Consider the following 21,164-nt stretch of genomic DNA (forward strand, 5'->3'; position numbering starts at 1 on the left):
ATTAAATAATAAAACATAACAAAAATCAGAAGGGAGATGCGCCTATGGCTCGACTCGACTCCAGCTATCTGCCTCGTGGTAATCCATGTGCCCAGTGCGGCAAGCCGATTCCGAGACCCGATTGGGTCGAGAGCAGTCCGGGCCGCACATCCTTCCTCTGGTTCTGCCGCGCTTGCGACTATCGCTTCGAGGCGATCGCAATCTACGAAGAAGCCGATCCCGACGCGCTCGCAGCCTGACGCAAATATCCAGGTCGCGGAGTTCGTGTCCGCATGCGATTGCCGACGCATCAGAACTGCGGCGGCTAAATCTGCATCGCGTCTTCACGCAGCAACCATCCTTTCCGAAAGGGAAGGATGGTTGTCTCATTTTTGGCAGTGGGAACCGGGCGGCGGTTGTCACGTTGGTTCCCTACGGAAGATGTGTGGAGGGTCCAATGGCAAGCGATGTCATGGCCAAGCCGCATCAGCTGATCGCGAGCGACCGTGTCGAGGGGACGGCGGTGCGCCGGCCGAACGGGGACATGATCGGCCACATCGAACGGCTGATGATCGACAAGGTCACCGGTAAAGTATCCTACGCAATCCTGAGCTTCGGCGGGTTTCTCGGCATCGGCACCAACCTGATTCCGTTGCCGTGGGGACGGCTTCGCTACAACACGAAGTTCGAAGCCTACGAACTCGACATCGATGATGAAGAGCTCAAGCGCGCGCCGTCGTTTCGTGCGGACAAGGATTTCGATTGGGGCGATCGCGAGAAGGAGGCCGAGCTGCATCGCTATTACCGCATGCCGCCCTACTGGGGCGGCTTCTGACCGCAGTGCGGCGCGACTGTTCCGTGTGGAATGCGTGGAACACTTGTTGAAGTGACGGGTTCTTCCAGAGCGTTTCTGAACTGAGGAGAACGGATATGTTAACCAAATATGCCGTTGCCGGCCTCGCGGCCTCCGCGATGCTGGCGAGTGTCGCATTCGCGCAAGGTCCTTCGGCAACGACCGACAGCGCCACCACCGCCGCGCCTGCGGCGGCGTCCGATACCTCGTCGTTCAAGGGCAACTGGCGAACCTCGAAGCTGGTCGGCCTGAACGTGTACAACGACAGCAACGAAAGCCTTGGATCGATCAACGATCTCCTGGCCGACAAGAGCGGCAACATCAAAGGCGTGGTGATCGGTGTCGGCGGCTTCCTCGGCGTCGGCGAGCATCTGGTTGCGGTGCCCATAGACAAGGTGAAGTTCGTCGATGAGCCGATTGCCTATACCGGCACGGCAGGCGCGCCTGCCACCGGTGGCGCACGGCCGGGAGCGGGTACAACGGGAACGGGCACGACGACGGGCGCTGCGCCGGCCGCGACTCCCCCCAAGAAGAATCCGTGGTATCCGGATCACGCCGTGTTCAGCGCGACCAAGGATCAGTTGAAGTCGATGCCGGAGTTCAAGTACTCGACCGAGTGAGGCATCGGCCGCGTAGCAACGATTTTCACAAATGGCTGGACGGCGTAAGCCGCCCGGCCATTGTGTTTTATGGGCGCGCGCTGACGTAAACGCTCGTAATGGTGCAGCGCATCCTATCAGCGCGCTCCTCCCGATGTTAGGTTGTATCGCGGCAGGCGCGCCTGCGTTCTGCCTTGCATGGACCCTTGCAGCAACGGGAGGACGACATGGCTGATAGCGTCTACAAGGTCATCGAGCTGATCGGCACCAGCACGGAATCCTGGGAGAAGGCCGCTGCCGCCGCGGTGAGTCGCGCCGGAGAATCCTTGCGCGATCTGCGCGTCGCCGAGGTCGTGAAGCTCGATCTGCAATTGGACGCCAGCGGCAAGGTCGAAGCCTATCGCGCCAAGCTGAACCTCTCGTTCAAGTTCGAGGGGTCGTAGCAGTACGTAGGGTGTAGGGTGGGCAAAGGCGCGTACGCGCTGTGCCCACCATCCATCAACGGATCGCAGCTTGAATGGTGGGCACGCTTCGCTTTGCCCACCCTACGGACCTCGATTTTCGCTACAGCGCCGGCAGCGCGCTCACGTAGACATTGATCGCGCCTTCGGCTTCGGCGATCACGCGCAGCGTTTTGGAATCGAAGGCGATATCGGCGAGCCGCAGCTTGCTGATCTCGGCCGAGACCCGCAGGCCGTCCTCGTTCTTCTGGAAATCGGCGATCACGGCCGCAATCTTCTTCTGAGCGTTGGCGGCGAACGGCTTGAGGTCGACGGTCGCCTTTTCAGCCAGCGTCTTCTGCAAATGCGGGATGGCAGCGCGCGCGGCAGTGCCGAGCAGCCCGAAGGCGGCTTCCGACTCCACCGCGAGCTCGATATCGGTCAGCCGCAGCGTCTGCTCGGCCTGGTCGAGCACCGGCTTACCCCAGATGTGCACATTGGCCTCGCCGCCGAGGCCCAGGAAGCTCTTCTTCTCCCTGGCGCTCACCAGTAGCGAAATCAGCAGGCGGTTGCCGGACGCGGCCACGCTGGCGCGCTTGACGGTGACGTCGACCGCGCCCGAACCATCCTCCGGAAAAGTCTTACCAGCGAACTGCGCCTCCACGATCTTGTTGATCTCGGTGAAGGGCATGTCGATGGGAACGCCGATGGCGACCCGTCCCGGCGTCGGCGGCACGATGGCGATGGTGGCGGGGAACGGGCAGGAGGGCTTGGTCTCAGTCGGCGTGATCCGGGTCTCGGCCTCGATGCCGAGCGCCAGGGTCAGGTTCGAAGCATCGACACGCGGCTGCGCGGCAATCGCGCGCGTGGGGCGCAATTCGAGCCACAGCGCCGGCATCGTCGAACCGGCGGCAGCGCCCTGCAGCGGGATCGAGCGGCAGGCCTTGGCCCATTGCGCCTGCGCGTTCCGTTCGAAGGTCGGATCGTTGCGCATGCGCGCCTGCACCAGCGCGATCTGCTCGGCGACATTCTGGTCAATCAACGGTTTGACCTGCGCCGGCACGTTGACGCGCGCGCCGGCTACGCTCAGGCTGGTATCGCCGAGATTGACCTGGCCTGCGAGGTTAGGCTCGATGCGCCAGTTCGTGGCGATCATCGGCCGCGCTGATATGACGACGTTGCCCTTGATCTCGGCGCTGGCGTTGAGGTTCTTGATGTTCACGCTGCCGATCTGCTTGGCGACATTGCCGCCGAGCAGCCCGCCAAGCGCGTCGCCGACGGCACCCGTCGCCTTGGCCGACAGCGAGCCGGTTACGTTCAATGTGCCCGTCAGCGGCGTCGCCAGCGACAGCACGTCCTGCGCGCCGGTCGCGCTGATCGGCCCGCGCGAGGCGGTCCAGCCGATATCGGCGTTCTGCAGGATCTGCGATATCGGATTGTCCGCCTTGCCGGCGAAGGAGCGCGGCGCGCCGCGATCGGCCGCGTCGCGGATCGCGGAGAGCGCGATCGCAATCGGAGCCATTACTGTCGATGCACGCGGCGCCGGCGGCAGCGGCGGCAACTCGGCGAGCGGGGGCGAGCGGTTCGTGGCGCGCGGCGCGACGAAGTCCATCACCTTCAGGCTGACGGCAAACGAGATGACGAGGACCGCCAGCGCGATCGCAATTGTCTTGAGACGCATCGTCCCCCGGCCCCCATTGAATCGCCCCAAGGGGTTTTACAGGGGCGGCGAGGGGGACGCCACTGCACATTGCCGCGACCTCAGGTCAATAGAAAACGGCCTCGGCGAATGCCGGGGCCGTTCCGGGTCGTTCAAACTTTATTGGCCTAGCGGATGGTCCGGCCGAGATCGGCGCGGCGATCCGTCATCGGCAGCACGATCACCTTGGTTCCGACGCTGACCCGCGAATAAAGGTCTTTGACATCTTCATTGGTGAGGCGGAGGCAGCCCGAGGAGACGCGGCTTCCGATCGTCGAGGGGTCATTGGTGCCGTGGATGCGATAAATGGTGCCGCCGAGATACATCGCGCGGGCACCGAGCGGGTTGCCGGGGCCGCCCGCCATGTGGCGCGGCAGATAGGGCTGGCGCGCAATCATCTGCGGGGGCGGGGTCCAAGCCGGCCATTCGGCCTTGCGCGTGATCGTCTGCGTGCCCGACCAGGTGAAGCCGTCGCGGCCGATGCCGATGCCGTAGCGCATCGCCTGGCCGTTGCCGAGCACGAGGTAGAGATAGGTGTTGGGGGTATCGATGATGATGGTGCCCGGCGCCTCGCGGGTGGCGTAGTTCACGACCTGGCGGCGCAGGCGAGCCGGCAACTCGACCGTCCGGTCTTCTTCATCCTGGGGCGCAGCCTGCACCGGTGGCAGGGCTGCTTCGATCTGCGGCAGGAAAAACGGAAACAGCGGCAGCGGGGCCGCGGCGGCGGGTGCGGAAAATGCAGTCGCGCCGATCGCCAGCGCAGCGAAGGTGGCGGCCGCGAAGCGCGGCAGTCTGGATGAATTGGACATGATCGTCCCCCTGTTGGTCGCACCAGTTCGGCGCGTCGTTGGGGAAACCTCTACCGATGAACCGTTTCAGGACATTTGCACGAAATCGCCAAAATGGTTTCGCGGCGTTAGGGAATTGTTTCATTAAGGTTTCGTTGACGGACGCGCAGCCGGCGGGACTGTGGGGGCGCTCCTTCTCCCCTTGTGGGAGAAGGTGGCGCGGACGCAGTCCGCGACGGATGAGGGGTCTGTCTCCGCGGAGAGAAACCCCTCACCCGTCTCGCCGCCGCTTCGCGGCGTCGATCCACCCTCTCCCACAAGGGGAGAGGGAAGTACCTACTTGATCGGAGGAAAAGCCTGCCGAACCAATCAGGTCTACCCGGCGCGCATTCGCGGCATTCCGGCCTCGCCGGCATTGAGCACCGTCCGGCGGTCGGCGACTGCGTGGTGGAATTGCTCGAGCGCCAAACCGATCACCGAGAGGTCGCCGTCCTCGACTGCGCCGTCGTCATAGCAATCGAGCGCGTGACGCAATATGCCGTCGGCGGTGTTCTGCATCTGCGCCAGCTCTTCCGGCGTTTCCGCCTTGCGTACCCTGGAAATCAGGTCGAGCAGCTCATCGCGATGGCCGACATACACCTCGCGTTCGTCCCTGTTCCAGTAGTGCTTGAACCAGGCGCCGACCGACCCCAAGCCTGAGAGAATCAGGATCGCGCCCCAGATATAGTCGGTGTACTTTTCGAGGAACGTTCGCTCGTTGCCGTCGATATAGGCCGCCGCTCCCGCATGCGCCGGTAATGCTGCGTCCTTGTCGGTGTCAGGCTTTTCGATCTGCGAGGCGGTCGGCAGTTCACGCGCGAGCTGCTGGCGGTTGGTGAAGAGCTGCCGTGCGAAGGCGGCGACCGCCGTGTCCGACAACGACTTCGGCGCGATGATCAGGTGGTTGACCGCAACGGTGTCGACCTTATCTTCCGGCCGCTGCGGCGAGGAGCCGAAGATGCTGGCGGGAATCTCCTCGGATTCGTAGATCGGGTTTTTCTTCGCGATCGCATCGGAAACCTCGATCGGCAGGAATTTCGGCTCGCCGCGCGCCGACGCCGTTGCCGCGATCGCATCCACGGTGATCTTGCTCTTGAGCGGGCCGACCGCCATGAAGGCGTCGACCGACTGATCGCGTGCCATTTCGGCGATCTGGTTGGTGGCAAACTGGCTGATCGTGACCTTGTCGGGATTGATGCCGGACTCTTTTAGAATACTGCGCAACAGCGCGACATTGGCTTGCGTCCGCCCGATCACGCCGACGCGGTGGCCGGCGAGTTCGTCGAGACTCTTGATCTTGGGCGTGGGCTGCCTCTTCGAGCCCTTGGCGGGAAGGCCGGAAGGCGCCCACAGCACGACGACATTCTTGCGCAGGATGGCGACCGACTCGGCGTTATCCGGCAGGTTCAGGTCGCCGCGCGCTACCGCCAGATCGGCCTTGCCGGCGGTGAACAACGCGATGCTCTCCACCGCCCCTTCCGTCGTGACCGGCGTCAGCCGCACCGAGCTGCCCTCGCGCGCAAAGGTCTGCGCCATCAACTGGATCAGCTTCTGGTCGTCGCTGCCGGCAGGCCCCACCGCAATCCGCAGCGTCGTCGGCCGCAGCACGTAATACAGCGTGCCCGCAGCGACGCAGAACGCGAGCATGCCGGCGGCAAGGATCAAAAGCGCATAGCTCTGGCGCTTTCGCCGTCGGCGGGATCGCGCAGGATTGTCGTTTGGGTCTGACATCGTTCTGTCACGTTACATGAAAATGCGTGGAGACGAGCTTAAAAACATCCTTACAGAACGATGACGTCATACGCTTGAAATATCCATGTCCCAACGTCGCACTTGAGAATCATTAATCTCGGGCCCGGGACATGAAGATACTGATTGCGACCGATGCATGGCATCCGCAGGTGAACGGCGTCGTCCGTACGCTGACGTCCCTGGCGAAGAGCGCCTCCGCGCTTGGCGCCGATATCAGCTTTCTCACCCCGGACGGATTTCCGTCGATGGCGCTGCCGACCTATCCGGGACTGCGCATCGCGCTGCCGAACCGGCGCGAGATTGCGCGGCGGATCGAGGAGGCGGCGCCGGACGCTATTCACATCGCGACCGAGGGGCCAATCGGCTGGATGGTGCGCGCCCATTGCCGACGCCGCAAGCTGGCGTTTACCACGTCCTATACGACGCGCTTTCCCGAATATATCGCCGTCCGCACCGGGCTCCCCGTCAGCGTCGGCTATGCGGTGCTGCGGCACTTTCATGCCGCGTCTTCCACGACCATGGTCGCGACCGACTCGCTGCGGCAGGAACTCGGCGCACGGGGTTTTCGGAAGCTCGGCTTCTGGACACGCGGTGTCGACACCGGGCTGTTTAACCCGCATACGCCTGCGGCGCTCGATCTGCCGCGGCCGATCTTCATGACCATGGGCCGCGTCGCGGTGGAAAAGAATCTCGAAGCGTTTCTATCGCTCGACCTGCCGGGGTCGAAAGTCGTCGTCGGCGACGGCCCGCAGAGGGCGCAGCTCTCGAAACAATACCCGGACGCGATTTTCCTCGGCGAGAAGAAGGGCGCGGACCTGACGGCGCATCTGGCTGCAGCCGAGGTCTTCGTGTTTCCGAGCCTGACCGACACCTTCGGTGTCGTACAGCTCGAGGCATTGGCCTGCGGAACGCCGGTCGCGGCGTTCCCGGTCACCGGCCCGAAGGATGTCATTGCCGATCACCCGATCGGCGCAATTGACACCGATCTGCACAGCGCTTGCTTGCGCGCGCTGACGATGTCTCGCGAGGCCTGCCGGAATTTTGCGCTTTCGCGTTCCTGGGAAAACAGCGCGCGCCAGTTCATCGGCAATCTGACGGCGCTGCAGCCGAGCCGCGTGCTGCGGCCGGTGCGCCGGGCGCCCGCCACCAGCGCGGTGCAGGGCTGAACACAAAATTCGATCATCATAACCAGTTGCGTGAGACGAGAAGGCAGAACCAACCATGGCAGACATTATCAAGCTTGACGGGACAAGGCCCCTGGATTTCGACCGCGAAACGGTCGAGCAGGCCTATGATCGCTGGGCACCGGTTTACGACCTCGTGTTCGGGGGCGTGTTCAGCAAGGGCCGCAAGGCGGCCATCCAGGCAACCAACAAGATCGGCGGCCGCGTGCTCGAGGTCGGCGTCGGCACCGGCATTTCGCTGCCGCTATATGCGCCGCATCTGCGCATCTTCGGCACCGATATTTCGGAGGCGATGCTGCAGAAGGCGAAGAAGCGCGTCGACGAACTCGGCTTGAAGAACGTCGAAGGGCTTGCGGTGATGGACGCCGAAAATCTTGAATTCCCCGACGATTCGTTCGACGTGGTGATGGCGCAATATGTCGTCACGGCGGTGCCGAACCCCGAAAAGGCGCTCGACGAATTCGCCCGCGTGCTGCGGCCGGATGGCGAACTCATCATCCTCACCCGTGTGAGCGCCGATGCCGGCATGCGCCGCTTCATCGAGCAGCGCCTGCAGCCGGTGGTTCGTCCGCTCGGCTTCCGCACCGCCGAGTTCGCCTGGTCGCGCTACGCGCAATGGCTGGCGGGCGCGCGGGGCATGGAATTGGCCGAGCGCCGCCTGGTGCCGCCGCTCGGCCATTTCTCCCTGGTGCGTTTTCGAAAAACCGACGTCGCCGCGGCGGCCTGACGCGCAAGCGTTGCCGTCTCGCGGCGTCGCGCCGCTGCGCTCCGTCACATGTCAACTTCATGATGTCACATGCCGGACATCGAATCTCGTTAAACGTCAAACCCGAAAGAACTTGGGGGTAGAGAATGATCAAGAATTTCCTGCAGGAACTGCGAACCCAGCGCTGGGACGACCATCGCTACTATCACCACAGCCGCATCAACCAGTCGCTGCACTTCGTCAGCGCGGCGAGCTTCCTGTTCGCCTACGGGATGCTGTTCTTCGATCCCGTGGTGTCGGCGCTGGTCGGCTGGCTGGTGTCGATGACCACGCGGCAGGCCGGTCACTTCTTCTTCGAGCCGCGCGGCTACGACCACGTCAACCAGGCGACCCATGAGCACAAGGAAGAGATCAAGGTCGGCTACAACCTGCAGCGCAAGGTCGTGCTGATGACGGTCTGGGCGCTGTCGCCGCTGGTGCTGTATCTCGATCCGACGCTGTTCGGATTGTTTACGCCCTGGACCTCGAGCGCCGACTTCATGCGTCAGGTGGCCAAGGTCTGGCTGGCGGTCGGCATCGGCGGATTGTTGTTCCGCACCGTCCACCTGTTCTTCATCCGCGACGTCGAAACGGGTCTCGTCTGGATGACCAAGATCCTTACCGACCCCTTCAGCGATCTCAAGCTGTACTACAAGGCGCCGTTGGCTCTCATGAAGGGCGAACTGATCGATCCCGGCCTAGAGAAGCACGTCAAGCACGCCTAAGCGTTGAACTTGATCCATCAACCACCGTCATGGCCGGGCTTGTCCCGGCTATCCACGTTCTTAAGCACCAGTTGTGAGATCGTCATTGCGAGCGAAGCGAAGCAATCCACCTCTCCGTGCGGGGATAGATGGATTGCTTCGTCGCGGAGCCTGTCATCGGGCGCGCATTCGCGCGACCCGGTGGCTCCTCGCAATGACGAAGGAGGCCAGCCTGGCGATGTCGGCAGCTAATAAGACGTGGATGGCCGGGACATCTGCGCGAAGACGCGCTTCGCGCTTTTGCCCGGCCATGACGACAGGCGATAAAGCCTCAGCGACCAAATCGCTTCCGCAGCAGCTCTCTCAGAATCCGCCGCTTGATGTTCTTGTTGGTCAGGGAAGCGCCGTGCCACCACCAGCCGTCGCGCTTCATCTTTTCGGTCGCCGCAACGAAACGGTCGGCGACTTCGCTGAAATCGGCGTCGGTGTAGTTCAGGCTGAAGATCAGCCGTCCCGTTCCGACCCAGCTCAGCGCCAGCCCCTCGGCGCGCAGATAGTATTGAAGCATCCAGTTGTAGCGGGACGGCTCGGTGTATTGCACCATCCAGATCGAGGAGAGATTGCTGACGCGGACGGGCAGGTCGTCTGCCGCCAGCCGTGCGTTCAGCGCCTCGGCGCGGCCGTTCCAGGTCTCGTCGAGCCCCTGATAGACGGCGTTGAAATTGGGGCTGGCGAGGCGGCTGAGGAATTCGTCCATCGCCGTCATCACGTAGGGGTGCGAATTGAAGGTGCCGCGGGCGAAGCAGACATCCGCGGGGCGATCGTCGCGGAAGCGGCGCATCAGATCCTTGCGGCCGCAGACCACGCCGACCGGAAGACCGCCGGCAAGGCTCTTGCCGTAAGTCACCATGTCGGCGCGGATGCCGAAATATTCCTGCGCGCCGCCGGCGGCGAGGCGGAAGCCGACAAAGACTTCGTCGAAGATCAGTACGATGCCGCGCGCGGTGCAGACCTCGCGCAGTTTCGTCAGCCACTCGGTGTAAGCAGCGCGATCGAAGTTTGCCTTTCGCGAACTGTCGACGAGCGCGGAATCGCCGGGCGCGTTGGCATTCGGATGCAGTGCCTGCAAGGGATTAACCAGCACGCAGGCGATGTCCTTGCGCGTGCGCAGCACATGCAGGGTGCGGTCCGACATGTCGGCGAGCGTATAGGTCTCGTGCGGCGACACCGGGTTGCCGACGCCGGGCTGCACGTCGCCCCACCAGCCGTGATAGGCGCCGGCGAAACGAACCAGGTGCGAACGCTTGGTATGATAGCGCGCCAGCCGCACCGCCTGCATGACGGCTTCGGTGCCGGACATGTGGAACGAGACTTCGTCGAGCCCCGAAATCTCGCACAGCCGCCGTACATTCTCGGTGATGACGGGATGATAGGGGCCGAGCACGGGGCCGAGCGCATGGGCGCGCTTTTCGGCTTCCGTGATGCACTCCTTGTAGAAGTCGTTGCCGAAAATGTTGACGCCGTAGGAGCCGGTCAGGTCGTAGAACACATTGCCGTCGACGTCGGTGACAGTGACGCCGGCCGAGGATTCCATGAAGGCGCCGGTGCCGAGATTTTCGCGAACCAGCCGGCTGTACTGGAATGGCACCCGGTAGGTTTCGGTGAACTGCAGGTCAGAGATGTGCGTCGCGGCGTCGGCCGTCATCTGCCGGCCCTTGGCATAGCGCTCTTCATAGAGGCGGGCGAGCCGGAAGAAACCGTCCTGCCGCTGCATGGCGACGTCGCCGGGCGCGCCGTCGGAACAGAAGAAGTTGTCGATATCGAATTCGTAATGCGGTACCAGCCGCGCGACCATCTTGGACATTTTGGAATGTCCGGTCAGCGAGCGGTGCTTGGCGCGCGACAGCGCCAGTCGCGCCTGCAATTTGGGGAAGACTGCCGCGGCGCCAGCGACCGCAGCGGCGGACAGGGAAAGAATCGGAAGGGACGAATCCATGCCTGAAGCGCTAGCCAATCCTGCTGACAGATTGATGACAATACGGGGCCTGATCGCCCGTTTCACGCAGCAGGAGGATCTCAACTTCCTCCTGACCAATCGTATCCCACGGGCGGCGCTGACGCGCTTCATGGGCTGGTTCAGCAAGATCGAGAATCCTTTTGTGCGCGATTTCTCGATTTGGTGCTGGCGGCTGTTTTCCGATCTCGATCTGTCGGAAGCCAAGAAGACCGAATTCAAGAGCCTGCACGATTGCTTTACGCGCGAACTGCGCCCCGGGCTGCGGCCGGCGGATCCTGACCCCTGCGTCGTGGCCAGCCCTTCCGACGGCATCATCGGCGCGTTCGGCAGAATCGCGGATACCGAGCTGTTCCAGATCAAGGGTGCGCCTTACTCGCTGCTCGATCTGCTCGGCGATCCCGCGCTGGTGGAAAGCCATCGCAACGGCCGCTTCCTGACGCTCAGGCTGACGTCGAGCATGTATCACCGCTTTCACGCGCCGTATGACGCCACGATCGAACGGGTCACGTTCATCCATGGCGACGTCTGGAACGTCAATCCGATCGCGCTGAAGCGGGTCGAGCGGCTGTTCTGCAAGAACGAGCGGGCGGTGCTGCAGGCGCGGCTGCCATCGGGCGAGGCGCTGACGCTGGTGCCGGTCGCCGCCATCCTGGTCGCCAGCATCCGGCTGCATTTCCTCGATCTCACGCTCAATGCGCAGAGCAGGGGGCCGGCGGTGTTTCCGTGCGATGCGAAAGTCAGCAAAGGCGACGAGCTCGGCTGGTTCGAGCACGGCTCGACCATCATCGTGCTGGCGCCGGATCATTTCGAATTTGCCGGCCATGTCGCGGAAGGGGCGCGAATTCGCGCGGGCGAGCCGCTGTTGCGTAAGCCGCAGGTTTAGTCTCGATTCTCATCGCCCTTGTCTCTATAAGCTCGCGGTCGTTCTGCATTCGCAGTCACGAAAAACGCGGGAAGAGAGATGGCGCGAACGCCGGTGCTGGCAGCTGGAGGCATTGTGCTGCGGCAGGCGGAGCCGCCGCTGGTCGCCGTGGTGCGCCTGCGCAAGCGCAACGAATGGGTCCTGCCCAAGGGTAAGCTCGACGACGGCGAAACGCCGCGCGCCGCGGCCGAGCGCGAGGTGATGGAAGAAACCGGGCACGATGTTTCCGTGCACGAATTTCTGGGGACGCTGGTCTATGACTCCCGCGGCGGCTCCAAGGTGGTGCATTACTGGCGCATGGAAGCCGGCCACAAGCCCACGCGCAAATTGATGCGCGACGTGAAGGCGGTGGACTGGCTGCCGCTTCGGGAAGCCGTCGAGCGGCTGTCGCGCGGCTATGAGCGCGCGTTTCTCGAACATGTCGGCCCGGTCGCGCTGGCCGCGGCGAACGGTGTTGCAGGCGTGCCGTTGCCGGAAGTGGCGCAGCCTGTGCTGCGAGAGCACAAGGCCGAGCACGTGGGCTTTCTTCAAAATCTGCTTCGACTGTTTCGCTAGCTCGTGTCGCGAGTTATCGTCAGCTCACACGCTTCCAGGTCTGGCCGCCGCAGAACATGCCGCCGAAGGCGCAGCCCTGGACCTTGAGCGTAGTGGTGCCCTTCAGCGCAATCGTCGAGTCGTAGTTGCGGCCGCTGCTCGGATCACGAATCCGGCCGGTCCACTTGCTGCCCTGCGGCTTCATGTTGATCAGAATCCGTTCGCCGGTGTTGACGGCATAGCCGCACAGATTGGCGCCGCATTCCTCGATGCGAACGTTGCCCTTGTTCTCTTCCGTCGCCCAGATGCCGATGGGCGAGTTCGGATCAGAGGCTGTGGCTGCGGCCACCGGAGCCGGCTGCGGCGCGGGCGCAGGCGCGGCGGCGACCGGCGCGGGCGGCGGAGGCGGAGCGGGCGGCGCAGCTTCGGTCCGTGCCGGCGTAGCGGCCGCGACGGTTGCTTGAGCGGGCGCGGGCGTAGTCGTGGCGGGAGCGGCGGGCTGCGGCGCGGTGGCCTGGGCCGGCGCTGGAGCGGGCGCCGCCGGTTTCGCCGGCGCATCCGCGACGACGTCATCGTCGTCCTTGCTCTTCGAGCCGAGGCCCTTGAGATCGATATTGCCGAGCGTGCCGTTATAGCCGGGCGCGGTGATCTTGATGCAGGAAATGGCGTTGCAGTTGCGCGGCGCCTCAACACGAACGCGCTCGCCATTGATCTGGAGGGTAATTCCGCCGGCATGCGCCGAGGTGGTGGCCATCAACAATGCGGCGAGGATGTAGAGCTTCTTCATGAGAGTCTCCCGAGCGGCCTGTGAGCGTGGCGTTGAATCTGGGCAGACCCTATGCGCGGGCGCGGCGACCTTCCGTGATGCACATCACAAGGCGCCCGGAAGCGCCGGAGCGAATCGGTGATGCAAATCACATCCGTGGAGGCTCCCCGCGGCTAGGCTTTCCGCATCACCTGCGGGAGGCTTCGATGAAACGATTTTGTTGTCTCGCCGTGCTGATAGCGCTGACGACTTCGGCCTATGCCGGCAGTTCGATTTCATTCCGCGTCGGCGGCCATCGGGTGCACATCGAATCCCCCAGGCATTGCCGTTCGGCCTCGTGCACCTCGGTGTCGATCTCCAGAAGCCTCGACTGGCGCCGCAAGCACGACCGCTATGACGACGATCGCGACGCGGGCGTGCCGGCGAAGCCGGCGCCATCAGCGCCACAGACGGTTTCGCCACCCGCACCGCCGGCAACCACGGCGCCGGCTAAAACCATCGTCACCGCTCCGCCGCCCGCCGTCTACACGCCGGCCGCATCGACAACCCGAATCGTCGCTGCGCCTCCAACGCCGCCGCCCGCTCCGCCATCGGCTCAACAAGTTTCGATTCCGGGGCCGCCGCCTCCGCCGGTCGCGAAACCGGTCGAGACCGCGCAGCCTGCGCCGCAGGTTGAACGCGTCTCGCATCAGGCCGAGGAAGGGCCGCCAGATTCTCCGATCGGTGATTGGCAGACCGAAGGCAAAGGGACGGTGCGGATCGCCAAGTGCGGCAATGCGCTGTGCGGCTATGTGCTCAATTCATCGTCGAACGAGAAGGGCGAGGCGATCCTGATCAACATGAAGCCGAAGAGGGAAAGGCAATGGACCGGCAGCATCTACAGTCAGGACAGCGGCGAGACGTATTACGGCACGATGTCGATGAAGGGGCTCAACACGCTTCGCGTCGAAGCCTGCGCGCTCGGCCGCTTCTACTGCTCCGGCAACAACTGGAGCCGGATCACGCGCCGCGCCGACAGCCTGGTTAGCTCACGGCCGGTGTCTGCCGAGCAGCGCTCGTAGTGCCTCCATCGGTTCTGATTGAATCAGAACCGGGCTCCGGCCTTTTGTTTTGACGCGTTTTACGCGAACCGGGCTCCACTTCGCTCGAAAACGCTTTGGCCAAGAAAACGCCCGGTGACGCGGCCACCGGGCGAGCAGGTCCATGTCAGGACGGGATGTCTAGAACACGCCGAGCACAATGGCGCCGACGAAAGCGATAGCAAGATACGCGGTTACAACACTAAGCCTGCTGACGAGAGGACTTACGAAATCCATTGGGAGAGCTCCCTGGGTTCACGTCGTGCCGGCACATAACACCCAAGGCTAGCAAGACGTTCCCGGCCTAAAAAGTCAGTGTTGCTGTCTATCCCTCTCTTTCCCACCGCGGGTGCAGCGCGGTAACATGGTAAAAAATTAGTTAAATCAACGCGTTGAAGAGTCCTTAAATAAATTGGTTGAACGTGCGGACGATGACGCGCGGAGTTCGTTTGTATCTCGTCGGCTCCTTCGTCCTCGTCTCGCTAGCGGGTTGTGGCCGCGGATTTTTTCAGTCCGCCGAGCGCGAACCGTGGCGTACCGAGGCCGAACTCGCTTGTCTGAAGTCCGGCGCGGTCAAGGAGAGCGCGGAACTGGTCCGGATCGACCCGATCTCCGGCCCCGGCGTGTGCGGCGCGGAATACCCGCTGAAAGTGGCGGCGCTCGGCGAAAACATCACCAGCTTCGGTTTTGCCGACGAGAGCCTTCGGCCACCCGGCAATATCGGAGGCAATCAGCCGCGCTGGCCGATCGCGCGCGCGCCGGCGGCGGCTCCGCCCCAGGAAAATTATCAAGGGAGCTATTCGGGAAGCTATCCGGGAACCTATCAAGATCCCGCACCCCGCCAGCCGAATTATGCCGCGCCGTCGAACGGCCCGATCTCGCTCTCTGCACCGGGCGTCGCACCGCAAGCGGAGGACATCGATCTGCCGCCCGAAGGCACCCCTGCATCGCGCAACGGCGGCTATATGGCGGCACCGTCCTATCCGCCGCGCGACCGTCACACGGCACCTTCTTCTGCGCCGTATCCGCGGCCGTCCTATTCGCCTTCGCCGGCGACGCCGCCGGCCGCGCCGCGGCTTGGGCCCGCGCAGGGCAATTCCGTCAGCGCCTTCGGGCAGGTCTCGATTAAGCCTGCGGCGACGCTGGCGTGCCCGATCGTCTCGGCGCTCGACCGCTGGCTCACCGATTCGGTGCAGCCGGCGGCGATGCGCTGGTTCGGCGTGCGCGTCGTGGAGATCAAGCAGATCTCGGCGTATTCCTGCCGCGGCATGAACGGTAATTCGCACGCGCATATTTCCGAGCACGCGTTCGGCAACGCGCTCGACATCGCAGCCTTCACGCTCGCCGACGGCCGTCGCATCACGGTGAAGGGCGGCTGGCGCGGCATGCCGGAAGAGCAGGGCTTTCTGCGCGACGTGCAGGCGGCCGCCTGCCAGCAGTTCAACACCGTGCTGGCGCCGGGCTCCAACTCCCACCACGAGGATCACATTCACGTCGACCTGATGCGCCGCCCCTCCCGCCGCACCATCTGCCAGCCGGCTGCTGTGTCGGGCGATCAGGTCGCCGCGCGCGCCGGCCAGCGCAACCCTTACGCGTCACGCGATCCATATTCGACGGGATCGCTCGGAGCCAAGAAGTCGATCTCGCGCTGGTTCAGGGGCAACAGCAAGGTCAACGAGGAAGACGAGTTCGAGGATCATTAGATCCGCGGCTTCCGTGGATGGGTGGAGCGAAGCGATACCCATCAATCCCGTTCGCGAAGTGATGGGTTTCGCAAGGGCTCAACCCATCCTACAGGCTACAATCCACCAGACATGGAAAGTCCTGCCGCTATCGGCAAGACTTTCCGGCCTGCGGCCCCTTTCCGAGAAGAGGAGACCCGCCTTATCAATCATTTCCGCGTTGGCATGGTGATTGCTTCATCCTGAAATTGCCGAGGAAGGGGTGTATCCATGATAACGAGTCTGGCCAATCCCAGGAGCTATTTGCGTCCCACACAATCGCACCCATCGAAGACGACATTGACAACGGCCGATGCGCTGCCTGTGGCTGGAGCCGACGCAGCAACGGCAGCAGGTAATACGAAGCCCGGCATTCCGGCTTCGGCCGTTAAGAAACTCGACACCTCGGGACTGAAGACCATCTCGATCAAGGACGTCCCCGAGCTTCGCGACCGGATGGCGGCGATGTGGTTGGACATGCAAGCCGCAAAATCGGCCTTGGCCACGGATGTGCCGGACAATGCCCCGCAAAACACCTATGCGACCGTCAAGGTCAACGGCAAGGTCGTTGCGACACTCTATAACGGCGGCTCTGTGGCGATGACGAACGAAGCCGCAGGAAAGGTTGGAGATCTGCAAGATCCTCCCGGCCTGAATGGCGGGCCCGACTTGGCGCAATGGCGTGCGGAGCGTATCGCGAAGGCCGTGGGCGGCACGGTCGAGAAGGCGCCCACCGCGATTGCGCAGTCCGAATGGAAGCCACGTCAGACGACCTCGACAAACTATAGCCGCGCGCAATTGGATGCGGCCTTCGATGCAATGATGGCCGAACAACAAAAGGCGATCGGGCCGAGGTCAGCGGGCTATTCAGCCCAGCGCGAGTCCTCCGGCGGCCATGCAGACTTCAACGCCTGAGGCTTCTCCAATCCCGGCGGTAATGAGTCCACGCCCTATCACCCCGCCAGCCGCTCCAGCAAGTCATGCACAACGCCCTTCAGCAGATCGAGCTTGTATTCTGTCATCGGCAATGGCTTTGCGCCCGATGTCGCCTGCGATGCAGCGTCCGCGATGGCAGAGGCGGAAACTTTCTTGCCCTGCAACGTCGCTTCCACCGCCACGAGCCGTAGCGGCACCGGGGCGATGCCGCCGGCGGCGAGGCGGACGAACTGGAACGCGCCGTCCTGGATCACCGCGCGAGCGCAGAGTTCGACCAGCGGCCATTCGGCATGGGTGCGGCTGATCGCGCGCTTGTACAGCGCGCGCTCGCCTTGCAGCGGTGATGCAAGTGTGACGCTCTTGATCATCTCGCCCGGCTCCAGCGCGTTGTCGGCGGAGCCATCCGAGCCGTCGCCGAGGAGATCGCCGATCGTCAGTGAATTTCTTCGATCGGTGGTTACCTTCGCTTCATAGGCAAGCAGTGCCGCCGCCATAGTCGAGGGGTGCGGCGCCACGCATGGACCGAGATCGAAGACGACGTGATAGAGATGATTGCCTGACCGCGCCGGACAATCCGATCCGCCCTTCTTGAGACAGGCGATGTGCGGATTGCGGTAGTACCAGCAGCGCGAACGTTGCGCGAGATTGCCGCCGAGGGTGGCGAGATGGCGGACCTGCGGCGTCGCTAAACCCTGTGCGGACGCCGCAATGCCCGGATATGCCGCAGCGAGGCGCGCATCGGCTGCGATCGCGGCAATGGTGGTGAAGGCGCCGAGACGCACACTTCCGTCGGCGCCCCAATGCATCCCGATCGTGTCGGGTGCGGCTGATATATCGATCAGCGGTCCCGTCGAGACGCCACTGCGCCGCCGCTCGGAGAGGTCGGTGCCGGCGGCGCGGAATTCGCCTGCTTGCGTGGCGGTCATGGCTGTCGGTGTCATGCGGCGGCCCTCCCTTTGAGTGCGGCGACGAGACGGTCGGGACGTATCGGCAGGTCGGTCAGCCGAACGCCGGTGGCGTTGAGAATCGCGTTGGCGACTGCCGGCGAGGTAGGCACGGTTGCGACCTCACCGATGCCGACGCTGCCGCCGAGCACGTGATCGAATCCAGCCTGGTCGAAATGCACATCGATGACAGGCGTGTCGGCGATTCCGGGAATGCGATAATCCTCCATGCCGCCGCTGAGCACATCGCCGGTGCGGGAATCGACTTCGCGTGCCTCATAGAGCGCGTAGCCGATGCCCTGAATGACAGCGCCGGCCGCCTGGCTGTGCGCCAGCGCCGGCGCCACGATCTTGCCGACCGCAATGCCGGTGTGAACGTTGACGACGCGGACATGGCCGAGCCAGGTATCGACTTCGACCTCGATAACCTGCACCGAACTCGGCATGCCGGCGCCGATCACAAGGTTGGAAAAGCGCCGCATCATCCAGCCGAAGATCCAGCCCATGAAGCCGGCCTGCCTGAGCGGCGACTCGATTCCCGGCGCCATCTGCCTGGAGTCTTCCGGCCGCACGCCTGATACGGAGAGGTCGGGCGACGCCGCGAGCCATTCACGCCATGGCGCGTTGGAGCCGGGGGCCGGCTGCCGTTTTGCATTTTGCTGGATCGCAGCTTTCAGCTTCTCTATCGCGAGCAGCATCGGCGGGATCACCGAAGCCGTGACCCGGCTGCCGCCCGAGCCCGGTCCCTCCGGCAATTTCGAATCGCCGATCCTGACGTCGATCTCATGCGGCTCCAGCCCGAATTCGCGCGCGACCGTATTGGCGATCACGGTGCGGGTGCCAGTGCCGATGTCCTGGGTCGCGGTGCTGGCGACGAGGCGTCCGCCCTTCACGGCGACCTCGACCTTCGAACCGGGTTGCCACAGATAAAGCCAGTAACCGGTGGCGACGCCGACGCCGCGGCGATAGCGGCCGCTCTGCGCGGCTATCGGTTTCCGGTTGCGCCAGACGTCAAGGCTTGAGGCCCAATCGTAGAGCCGCTGGCGGTTGGGATCGGGATCCCAGCGTTTACGCAGCGCAATCGGATCGACATTCATGCGCAGCGCGGCCTCGTCGATCGCCTGTTCCAAGGCGAAGGCCATCGGCGGTCCGCCGGGGCCGCGGAACGGTGCACCGGCCGGCAAATTGCTGATGACGTCGAAATCGGCGAGCTCTTTTCCTTCCGCCGGATAAATCAGGCGCGCCAGCGCGGCGATAGTGGAATTCGTCGCCGCGCCCGTATCGGCGTGGGCAGTCAGCGACAGCGCTTTCAATTCGCCCTGGTCGGACGGCAGCAGCGCGATCTTCATCTCCGCCGCCGGCCGATAGCCGGTGACCGAAAGCTCCTCGTGCCGGTCATAGGCGATCCTGACCGGCGCCTTGGCCTCGCGCGCCAATTCGATCGCGGTGGTCGTTTCCACGCCGAGCGCAGCCTTCGAACCAAAACCGCCGCCGACATGGTCGGCAATCACACGCACCTTGTCGTGGCCGAGCTTGTAGCGTTTCGCGATCAGCTCCATCAGATGAAACACTGCCTGCGTCGAAACATGCACGGTGAGTCGGTCGCCATCGAAACGCGCGACCGCCGCGTGCGGCTCGAGGCAGGCATGCTGTTGCGTGCCGGTGCGGAAGGTGCCCTCCACCAGCAACGGATTGTTCGCCGCGCGCGCGCCCTCGACCCAGCTCCGCACCTTCTTCGGTTTCTTGGAAAAAGCCGCCGACGGTCCGCGGACATTGCCTTTCCAGGAGGCCGGCGCACCGCCGCCTTCGGAGACGTCGCCGGCCTTCTTGCGCGCGGATTTTTCGAACACCACGGGCGCATCCGCCTTGCGCGCTTCATCGAGCCCGATCACCGATGGCAGCCGCTCGCTCGTGACCTTGATGGCGGCGATCGCGGCCAGCGCAGTCTTGCGGTCTCTGGCCGCGACGGCTGCGATGGGTTCGCCGACGAAGCGGACGATGCGATCGTCGCCGAGCAGCGAGATCGCTGCGCTCACGCCTGGGATCGCGCGCGCCGGTGCCAGATCGAGCTCATTGACGCGCGCATGGGCGAACGGCGAGCGCAGGATCACGCCTTCGAGTTGGCCGTCATGATGGATGTCGACGGTATACTTCGCCGATCCCGTCACCTTGTCGCGCGCTTCCATGCGCGGCGGAACGAACTCATCGCCGTCGAAACGTCCGGCGCAGGCATCCGCCACGGCACGGAAGATGCCGTCATAGGCGCCGCAGCGGCAGAGATGGCCCGACAATGCGGCGCCGATTTCCTCGCGCGCCGGCACGGCCGTTCCCTTTGCCGCGCGCCAAGAATCGTGAAACGCCGCGGCTTCGACGATGAAGCCCGGCGTGCAGAAGCCGCATTGCAGGGCGTCGTGCGCCATGAACGCCTTCTGCACCGGGTGCAGTTTTGCAGCGCCGATGCCTTCGACCGTCGTCACGTTCCTGTTCGCGGCCGACCCTGCCGGCATCAGGCAGCTCACGGCGGGCTCGCCTTCGACCAGCACTGTGCAGGCGCCGCAGACGCCAGCCCCGCAGACCAGCTTGGTGCCGGTGAGGTCGAGCGCGTCGCGTACGACGTCGACCAGCAGCGCATCGGGATCGTCGGGGAGGGGAGCGAGCTTGCCGTTGATCGTCATGGTGCTCATCTGCGATCTCCAGGTTTACGTGTGGATTTTTTGGCTGGTTTCACTATGGCCGCGCGCGGCTTGTTCGCGGGGCCAACGGCGCCGGCGATCAGCGTGCGCAGCATGATTTCCAGATCCTTCAGGAAGGCGCCGGCCGGCTGCATCGCCGGGTAGGCGGATTTAGTGCCGTTGACCGCCATCTCGATGCATCGCGCCAGATCGCGCGGCGTCATGCCGGCGTTGAGAACGAGGTCTTGTTTGCGGCAGACGCGCGTGATCGTCGCGGCGAGTTGCTCCGCATAGGCCGTGGCATATTTCTGGTAGAGGTCGCGGGCCTGCAGGAGGTGCTCAGAGAACAGCTCCTCGACATGCGGTGAGCCGTCGAGCGAAGCGGCCAACTGTCCGAGCTTGGCGGAGACGGACGCGACGACAATATCGGCGAGGCTGCCGCCGGCCTTCTCGGCTGTACCGGCCGCCGCGATTTCGGCGGCAAGCGCCTCCTCATGCAGCCGTTCGATGACGGCGCGGAACAGCGCTTCCTTGGATTTGAAATGATGATAGAGCGCCTGCCGCGTCAGGCCGGCGGCGTCCGCGGCCTGCTCGATCGACGAGCGCCGGAAACCCTGCCGGCGGAACACCAGCATCGCAGCATCGAGAATGCGGGTACGCGGGCCCATTTGGCGATTTTGACAAAATAGAAAGAAATGTCAAATAACGAATCTGAGATCAGGTCCTGGCGGATTTTGACCCGATGCCGGGCATTAGCCGGGATGCAGGAACAGCGCGATCAGAATGATGAT

General features: G+C 63.9%; 20 protein-coding genes. 12 read left to right on the forward strand and 8 right to left on the reverse strand.

Features of this window, described 5'->3' with window-relative positions:
• The first annotated feature begins 44 nt into the window (after positions 1-44).
• From GWE18_RS19775 to GWE18_RS19790, 4 genes are all read left to right on the forward strand, one after another.
• Positions 45-239, forward strand: coding sequence for a hypothetical protein (locus tag GWE18_RS19775; RefSeq protein ID WP_057854958.1), 195 nt, complete (start codon positions 45-47; stop codon positions 237-239).
• A 197-nt stretch (positions 240-436) separates the two neighbouring features.
• A complete protein-coding gene (locus GWE18_RS19780; RefSeq protein WP_057854957.1) occupies positions 437-814 on the forward strand; it encodes a PRC-barrel domain-containing protein in 378 nt (125 codons plus the stop codon).
• A gap of 95 nt (positions 815-909) precedes the next feature.
• Positions 910-1,452, forward strand: coding sequence for a PRC-barrel domain-containing protein (locus tag GWE18_RS19785; RefSeq protein ID WP_275187375.1), 543 nt, complete (start codon positions 910-912; stop codon positions 1,450-1,452).
• Positions 1,453-1,658: 206 nt separating this feature from the next.
• Complete coding sequence (locus GWE18_RS19790; protein WP_275187376.1) at positions 1,659-1,874, forward strand: dodecin family protein; 216 nt, start codon at positions 1,659-1,661, stop codon at positions 1,872-1,874.
• Positions 1,875-1,995: 121 nt separating this feature from the next.
• On the opposite strand, the gene GWE18_RS19795 is transcribed toward GWE18_RS19790, so the two are convergent.
• The 3 genes from GWE18_RS19795 to GWE18_RS19805 form a co-directional block, all read right to left on the reverse strand.
• Positions 1,996-3,552 (reverse strand): DUF4403 family protein, encoded by a 1,557-nt coding sequence (locus GWE18_RS19795; protein WP_275187377.1) that lies wholly within the window; start codon positions 3,550-3,552, stop codon positions 1,996-1,998.
• Between the two features lie 146 nt (positions 3,553-3,698).
• Positions 3,699-4,379 (reverse strand): L,D-transpeptidase, encoded by a 681-nt coding sequence (locus tag GWE18_RS19800; RefSeq protein ID WP_275187378.1) that lies wholly within the window; start codon positions 4,377-4,379, stop codon positions 3,699-3,701.
• Positions 4,380-4,733: 354 nt separating this feature from the next.
• Positions 4,734-6,128 (reverse strand): TAXI family TRAP transporter solute-binding subunit, encoded by a 1,395-nt coding sequence (locus tag GWE18_RS19805; RefSeq protein WP_275187379.1) that lies wholly within the window; start codon positions 6,126-6,128, stop codon positions 4,734-4,736.
• 131 nt (positions 6,129-6,259) lie between these two features.
• Here GWE18_RS19805 and GWE18_RS19810 point away from each other — a divergent pair, with 131 nt between their 5' ends.
• From GWE18_RS19810 to GWE18_RS19820, 3 genes are all read left to right on the forward strand, one after another.
• Positions 6,260-7,315, forward strand: a complete 1,056-nt coding sequence (locus GWE18_RS19810; RefSeq protein ID WP_275187380.1) for a glycosyltransferase family 1 protein — start codon at positions 6,260-6,262, stop codon at positions 7,313-7,315.
• Between the two features lie 55 nt (positions 7,316-7,370).
• A complete protein-coding gene (locus tag GWE18_RS19815) occupies positions 7,371-8,060 on the forward strand; it encodes a methyltransferase domain-containing protein (protein WP_275187381.1) in 690 nt (229 codons plus the stop codon).
• A 125-nt stretch (positions 8,061-8,185) separates the two neighbouring features.
• Complete coding sequence (locus GWE18_RS19820; RefSeq protein WP_275187382.1) at positions 8,186-8,803, forward strand: hypothetical protein; 618 nt, start codon at positions 8,186-8,188, stop codon at positions 8,801-8,803.
• 310 nt (positions 8,804-9,113) lie between these two features.
• Here the strand turns inward: GWE18_RS19820 and GWE18_RS19825 are convergent, their stop codons facing one another.
• A complete protein-coding gene (locus GWE18_RS19825; protein WP_275187383.1) occupies positions 9,114-10,778 on the reverse strand; it encodes an aminotransferase class III-fold pyridoxal phosphate-dependent enzyme in 1,665 nt (554 codons plus the stop codon).
• A 34-nt stretch (positions 10,779-10,812) separates the two neighbouring features.
• On the opposite strand from GWE18_RS19825, the gene asd reads away from it, so the two are divergent.
• Together asd and GWE18_RS19835 are read left to right on the forward strand one after the other, a co-directional pair.
• Positions 10,813-11,682, forward strand: coding sequence for an archaetidylserine decarboxylase (gene asd, locus GWE18_RS19830; RefSeq protein WP_275187519.1), 870 nt, complete (start codon positions 10,813-10,815; stop codon positions 11,680-11,682).
• A 78-nt stretch (positions 11,683-11,760) separates the two neighbouring features.
• Entirely contained in the window at positions 11,761-12,276 is a 516-nt protein-coding gene (locus tag GWE18_RS19835; RefSeq protein ID WP_275187384.1) for an NUDIX hydrolase, read from the forward strand.
• 19 nt (positions 12,277-12,295) lie between these two features.
• On the opposite strand, the gene GWE18_RS19840 is transcribed toward GWE18_RS19835, so the two are convergent.
• The gene (locus tag GWE18_RS19840) at positions 12,296-13,042 is read right to left on the reverse strand and encodes a DUF2147 domain-containing protein (RefSeq protein WP_275187385.1); all 747 of its coding nucleotides are present in this window, start codon (positions 13,040-13,042) and stop codon (positions 12,296-12,298) included.
• Between the two features lie 185 nt (positions 13,043-13,227).
• Between GWE18_RS19840 and GWE18_RS19845 the strand changes: the two genes are divergently transcribed.
• The 3 genes from GWE18_RS19845 (at position 13,228) to GWE18_RS19855 (ending at position 16,736) form a co-directional block, all read left to right on the forward strand.
• Complete coding sequence (locus GWE18_RS19845; RefSeq protein ID WP_275187386.1) at positions 13,228-14,082, forward strand: DUF2147 domain-containing protein; 855 nt, start codon at positions 13,228-13,230, stop codon at positions 14,080-14,082.
• Positions 14,083-14,531: 449 nt separating this feature from the next.
• Positions 14,532-15,803, forward strand: a complete 1,272-nt coding sequence (locus GWE18_RS19850; protein WP_275187387.1) for an extensin family protein — start codon at positions 14,532-14,534, stop codon at positions 15,801-15,803.
• 318 nt (positions 15,804-16,121) lie between these two features.
• On the forward strand, positions 16,122-16,736 hold the full coding sequence (locus tag GWE18_RS19855) for a hypothetical protein (RefSeq protein WP_275187388.1): 615 nt from the start codon (positions 16,122-16,124) through the stop codon (positions 16,734-16,736).
• A 38-nt stretch (positions 16,737-16,774) separates the two neighbouring features.
• On the opposite strand, the gene GWE18_RS19860 is transcribed toward GWE18_RS19855, so the two are convergent.
• Genes GWE18_RS19860 through GWE18_RS19870 form a run of 3 tightly spaced genes read right to left on the reverse strand, consistent with a single transcriptional unit; the run spans position 16,775 to position 21,041 of the window.
• Positions 16,775-17,698 carry an FAD binding domain-containing protein gene (locus tag GWE18_RS19860; RefSeq protein WP_275187389.1) on the reverse strand — a complete coding sequence of 308 codons (924 nt, stop codon included), beginning with the start codon at positions 17,696-17,698 and terminating at the stop codon, positions 16,775-16,777.
• Positions 17,695-20,385: a molybdopterin-dependent oxidoreductase gene (locus GWE18_RS19865; RefSeq protein WP_275187390.1), complete on the reverse strand. Its 2,691-nt coding sequence runs from the start codon at positions 20,383-20,385 to the stop codon at positions 17,695-17,697. The genes GWE18_RS19860 and GWE18_RS19865 overlap by 4 nt, the downstream gene beginning before the upstream one ends.
• Complete coding sequence (locus GWE18_RS19870) at positions 20,382-21,041, reverse strand: helix-turn-helix domain-containing protein (protein WP_275187391.1); 660 nt, start codon at positions 21,039-21,041, stop codon at positions 20,382-20,384. Before GWE18_RS19870 ends, GWE18_RS19865 begins: the two co-directional genes overlap by 4 nt.
• Positions 21,042-21,164 lie beyond the last annotated feature (123 nt).

This window comes from Bradyrhizobium sp. CSA112, assembly GCF_029051645.1.
Lineage (GTDB): Bacteria > Pseudomonadota > Alphaproteobacteria > Rhizobiales > Xanthobacteraceae > Bradyrhizobium.

Excerpts from the sequence above, each read along its gene's own strand:
- GWE18_RS19785 (WP_275187375.1), top strand. The coding sequence starts at position 910 with ATGTTAACCAAATATGCCGTTGCCGGCCTCGCGGCCTCCGCGATGCTG.
- GWE18_RS19780 (WP_057854957.1), top strand. The coding sequence starts at position 437 with ATGGCAAGCGATGTCATGGCCAAGCCGCATCAGCTGATCGCGAGCGAC.
- GWE18_RS19815 (WP_275187381.1), top strand. The coding sequence starts at position 7,371 with ATGGCAGACATTATCAAGCTTGACGGGACAAGGCCCCTGGATTTCGAC.
- asd (WP_275187519.1), top strand. The coding sequence starts at position 10,813 with ATGACAATACGGGGCCTGATCGCCCGTTTCACGCAGCAGGAGGATCTC.
- GWE18_RS19865 (WP_275187390.1), bottom strand. The coding sequence starts at position 20,385 with ATGAGCACCATGACGATCAACGGCAAGCTCGCTCCCCTCCCCGACGAT.
- GWE18_RS19835 (WP_275187384.1), top strand. The coding sequence starts at position 11,761 with ATGGCGCGAACGCCGGTGCTGGCAGCTGGAGGCATTGTGCTGCGGCAG.
- GWE18_RS19860 (WP_275187389.1), bottom strand. The coding sequence starts at position 17,698 with ATGACACCGACAGCCATGACCGCCACGCAAGCAGGCGAATTCCGCGCC.
- GWE18_RS19825 (WP_275187383.1), bottom strand. The coding sequence starts at position 10,778 with ATGGATTCGTCCCTTCCGATTCTTTCCCTGTCCGCCGCTGCGGTCGCT.
- GWE18_RS19795 (WP_275187377.1), bottom strand. The coding sequence starts at position 3,552 with ATGCGTCTCAAGACAATTGCGATCGCGCTGGCGGTCCTCGTCATCTCG.
- GWE18_RS19790 (WP_275187376.1), top strand. The coding sequence starts at position 1,659 with ATGGCTGATAGCGTCTACAAGGTCATCGAGCTGATCGGCACCAGCACG.
- GWE18_RS19810 (WP_275187380.1), top strand. The coding sequence starts at position 6,260 with ATGAAGATACTGATTGCGACCGATGCATGGCATCCGCAGGTGAACGGC.
- GWE18_RS19870 (WP_275187391.1), bottom strand. The coding sequence starts at position 21,041 with ATGGGCCCGCGTACCCGCATTCTCGATGCTGCGATGCTGGTGTTCCGC.
- GWE18_RS19840 (WP_275187385.1), bottom strand. The coding sequence starts at position 13,042 with ATGAAGAAGCTCTACATCCTCGCCGCATTGTTGATGGCCACCACCTCG.
- GWE18_RS19850 (WP_275187387.1), top strand. The coding sequence starts at position 14,532 with ATGACGCGCGGAGTTCGTTTGTATCTCGTCGGCTCCTTCGTCCTCGTC.
- GWE18_RS19845 (WP_275187386.1), top strand. The coding sequence starts at position 13,228 with ATGAAACGATTTTGTTGTCTCGCCGTGCTGATAGCGCTGACGACTTCG.
- GWE18_RS19805 (WP_275187379.1), bottom strand. The coding sequence starts at position 6,128 with ATGTCAGACCCAAACGACAATCCTGCGCGATCCCGCCGACGGCGAAAG.
- GWE18_RS19820 (WP_275187382.1), top strand. The coding sequence starts at position 8,186 with ATGATCAAGAATTTCCTGCAGGAACTGCGAACCCAGCGCTGGGACGAC.
- GWE18_RS19775 (WP_057854958.1), top strand. The coding sequence starts at position 45 with ATGGCTCGACTCGACTCCAGCTATCTGCCTCGTGGTAATCCATGTGCC.
- GWE18_RS19800 (WP_275187378.1), bottom strand. The coding sequence starts at position 4,379 with ATGTCCAATTCATCCAGACTGCCGCGCTTCGCGGCCGCCACCTTCGCT.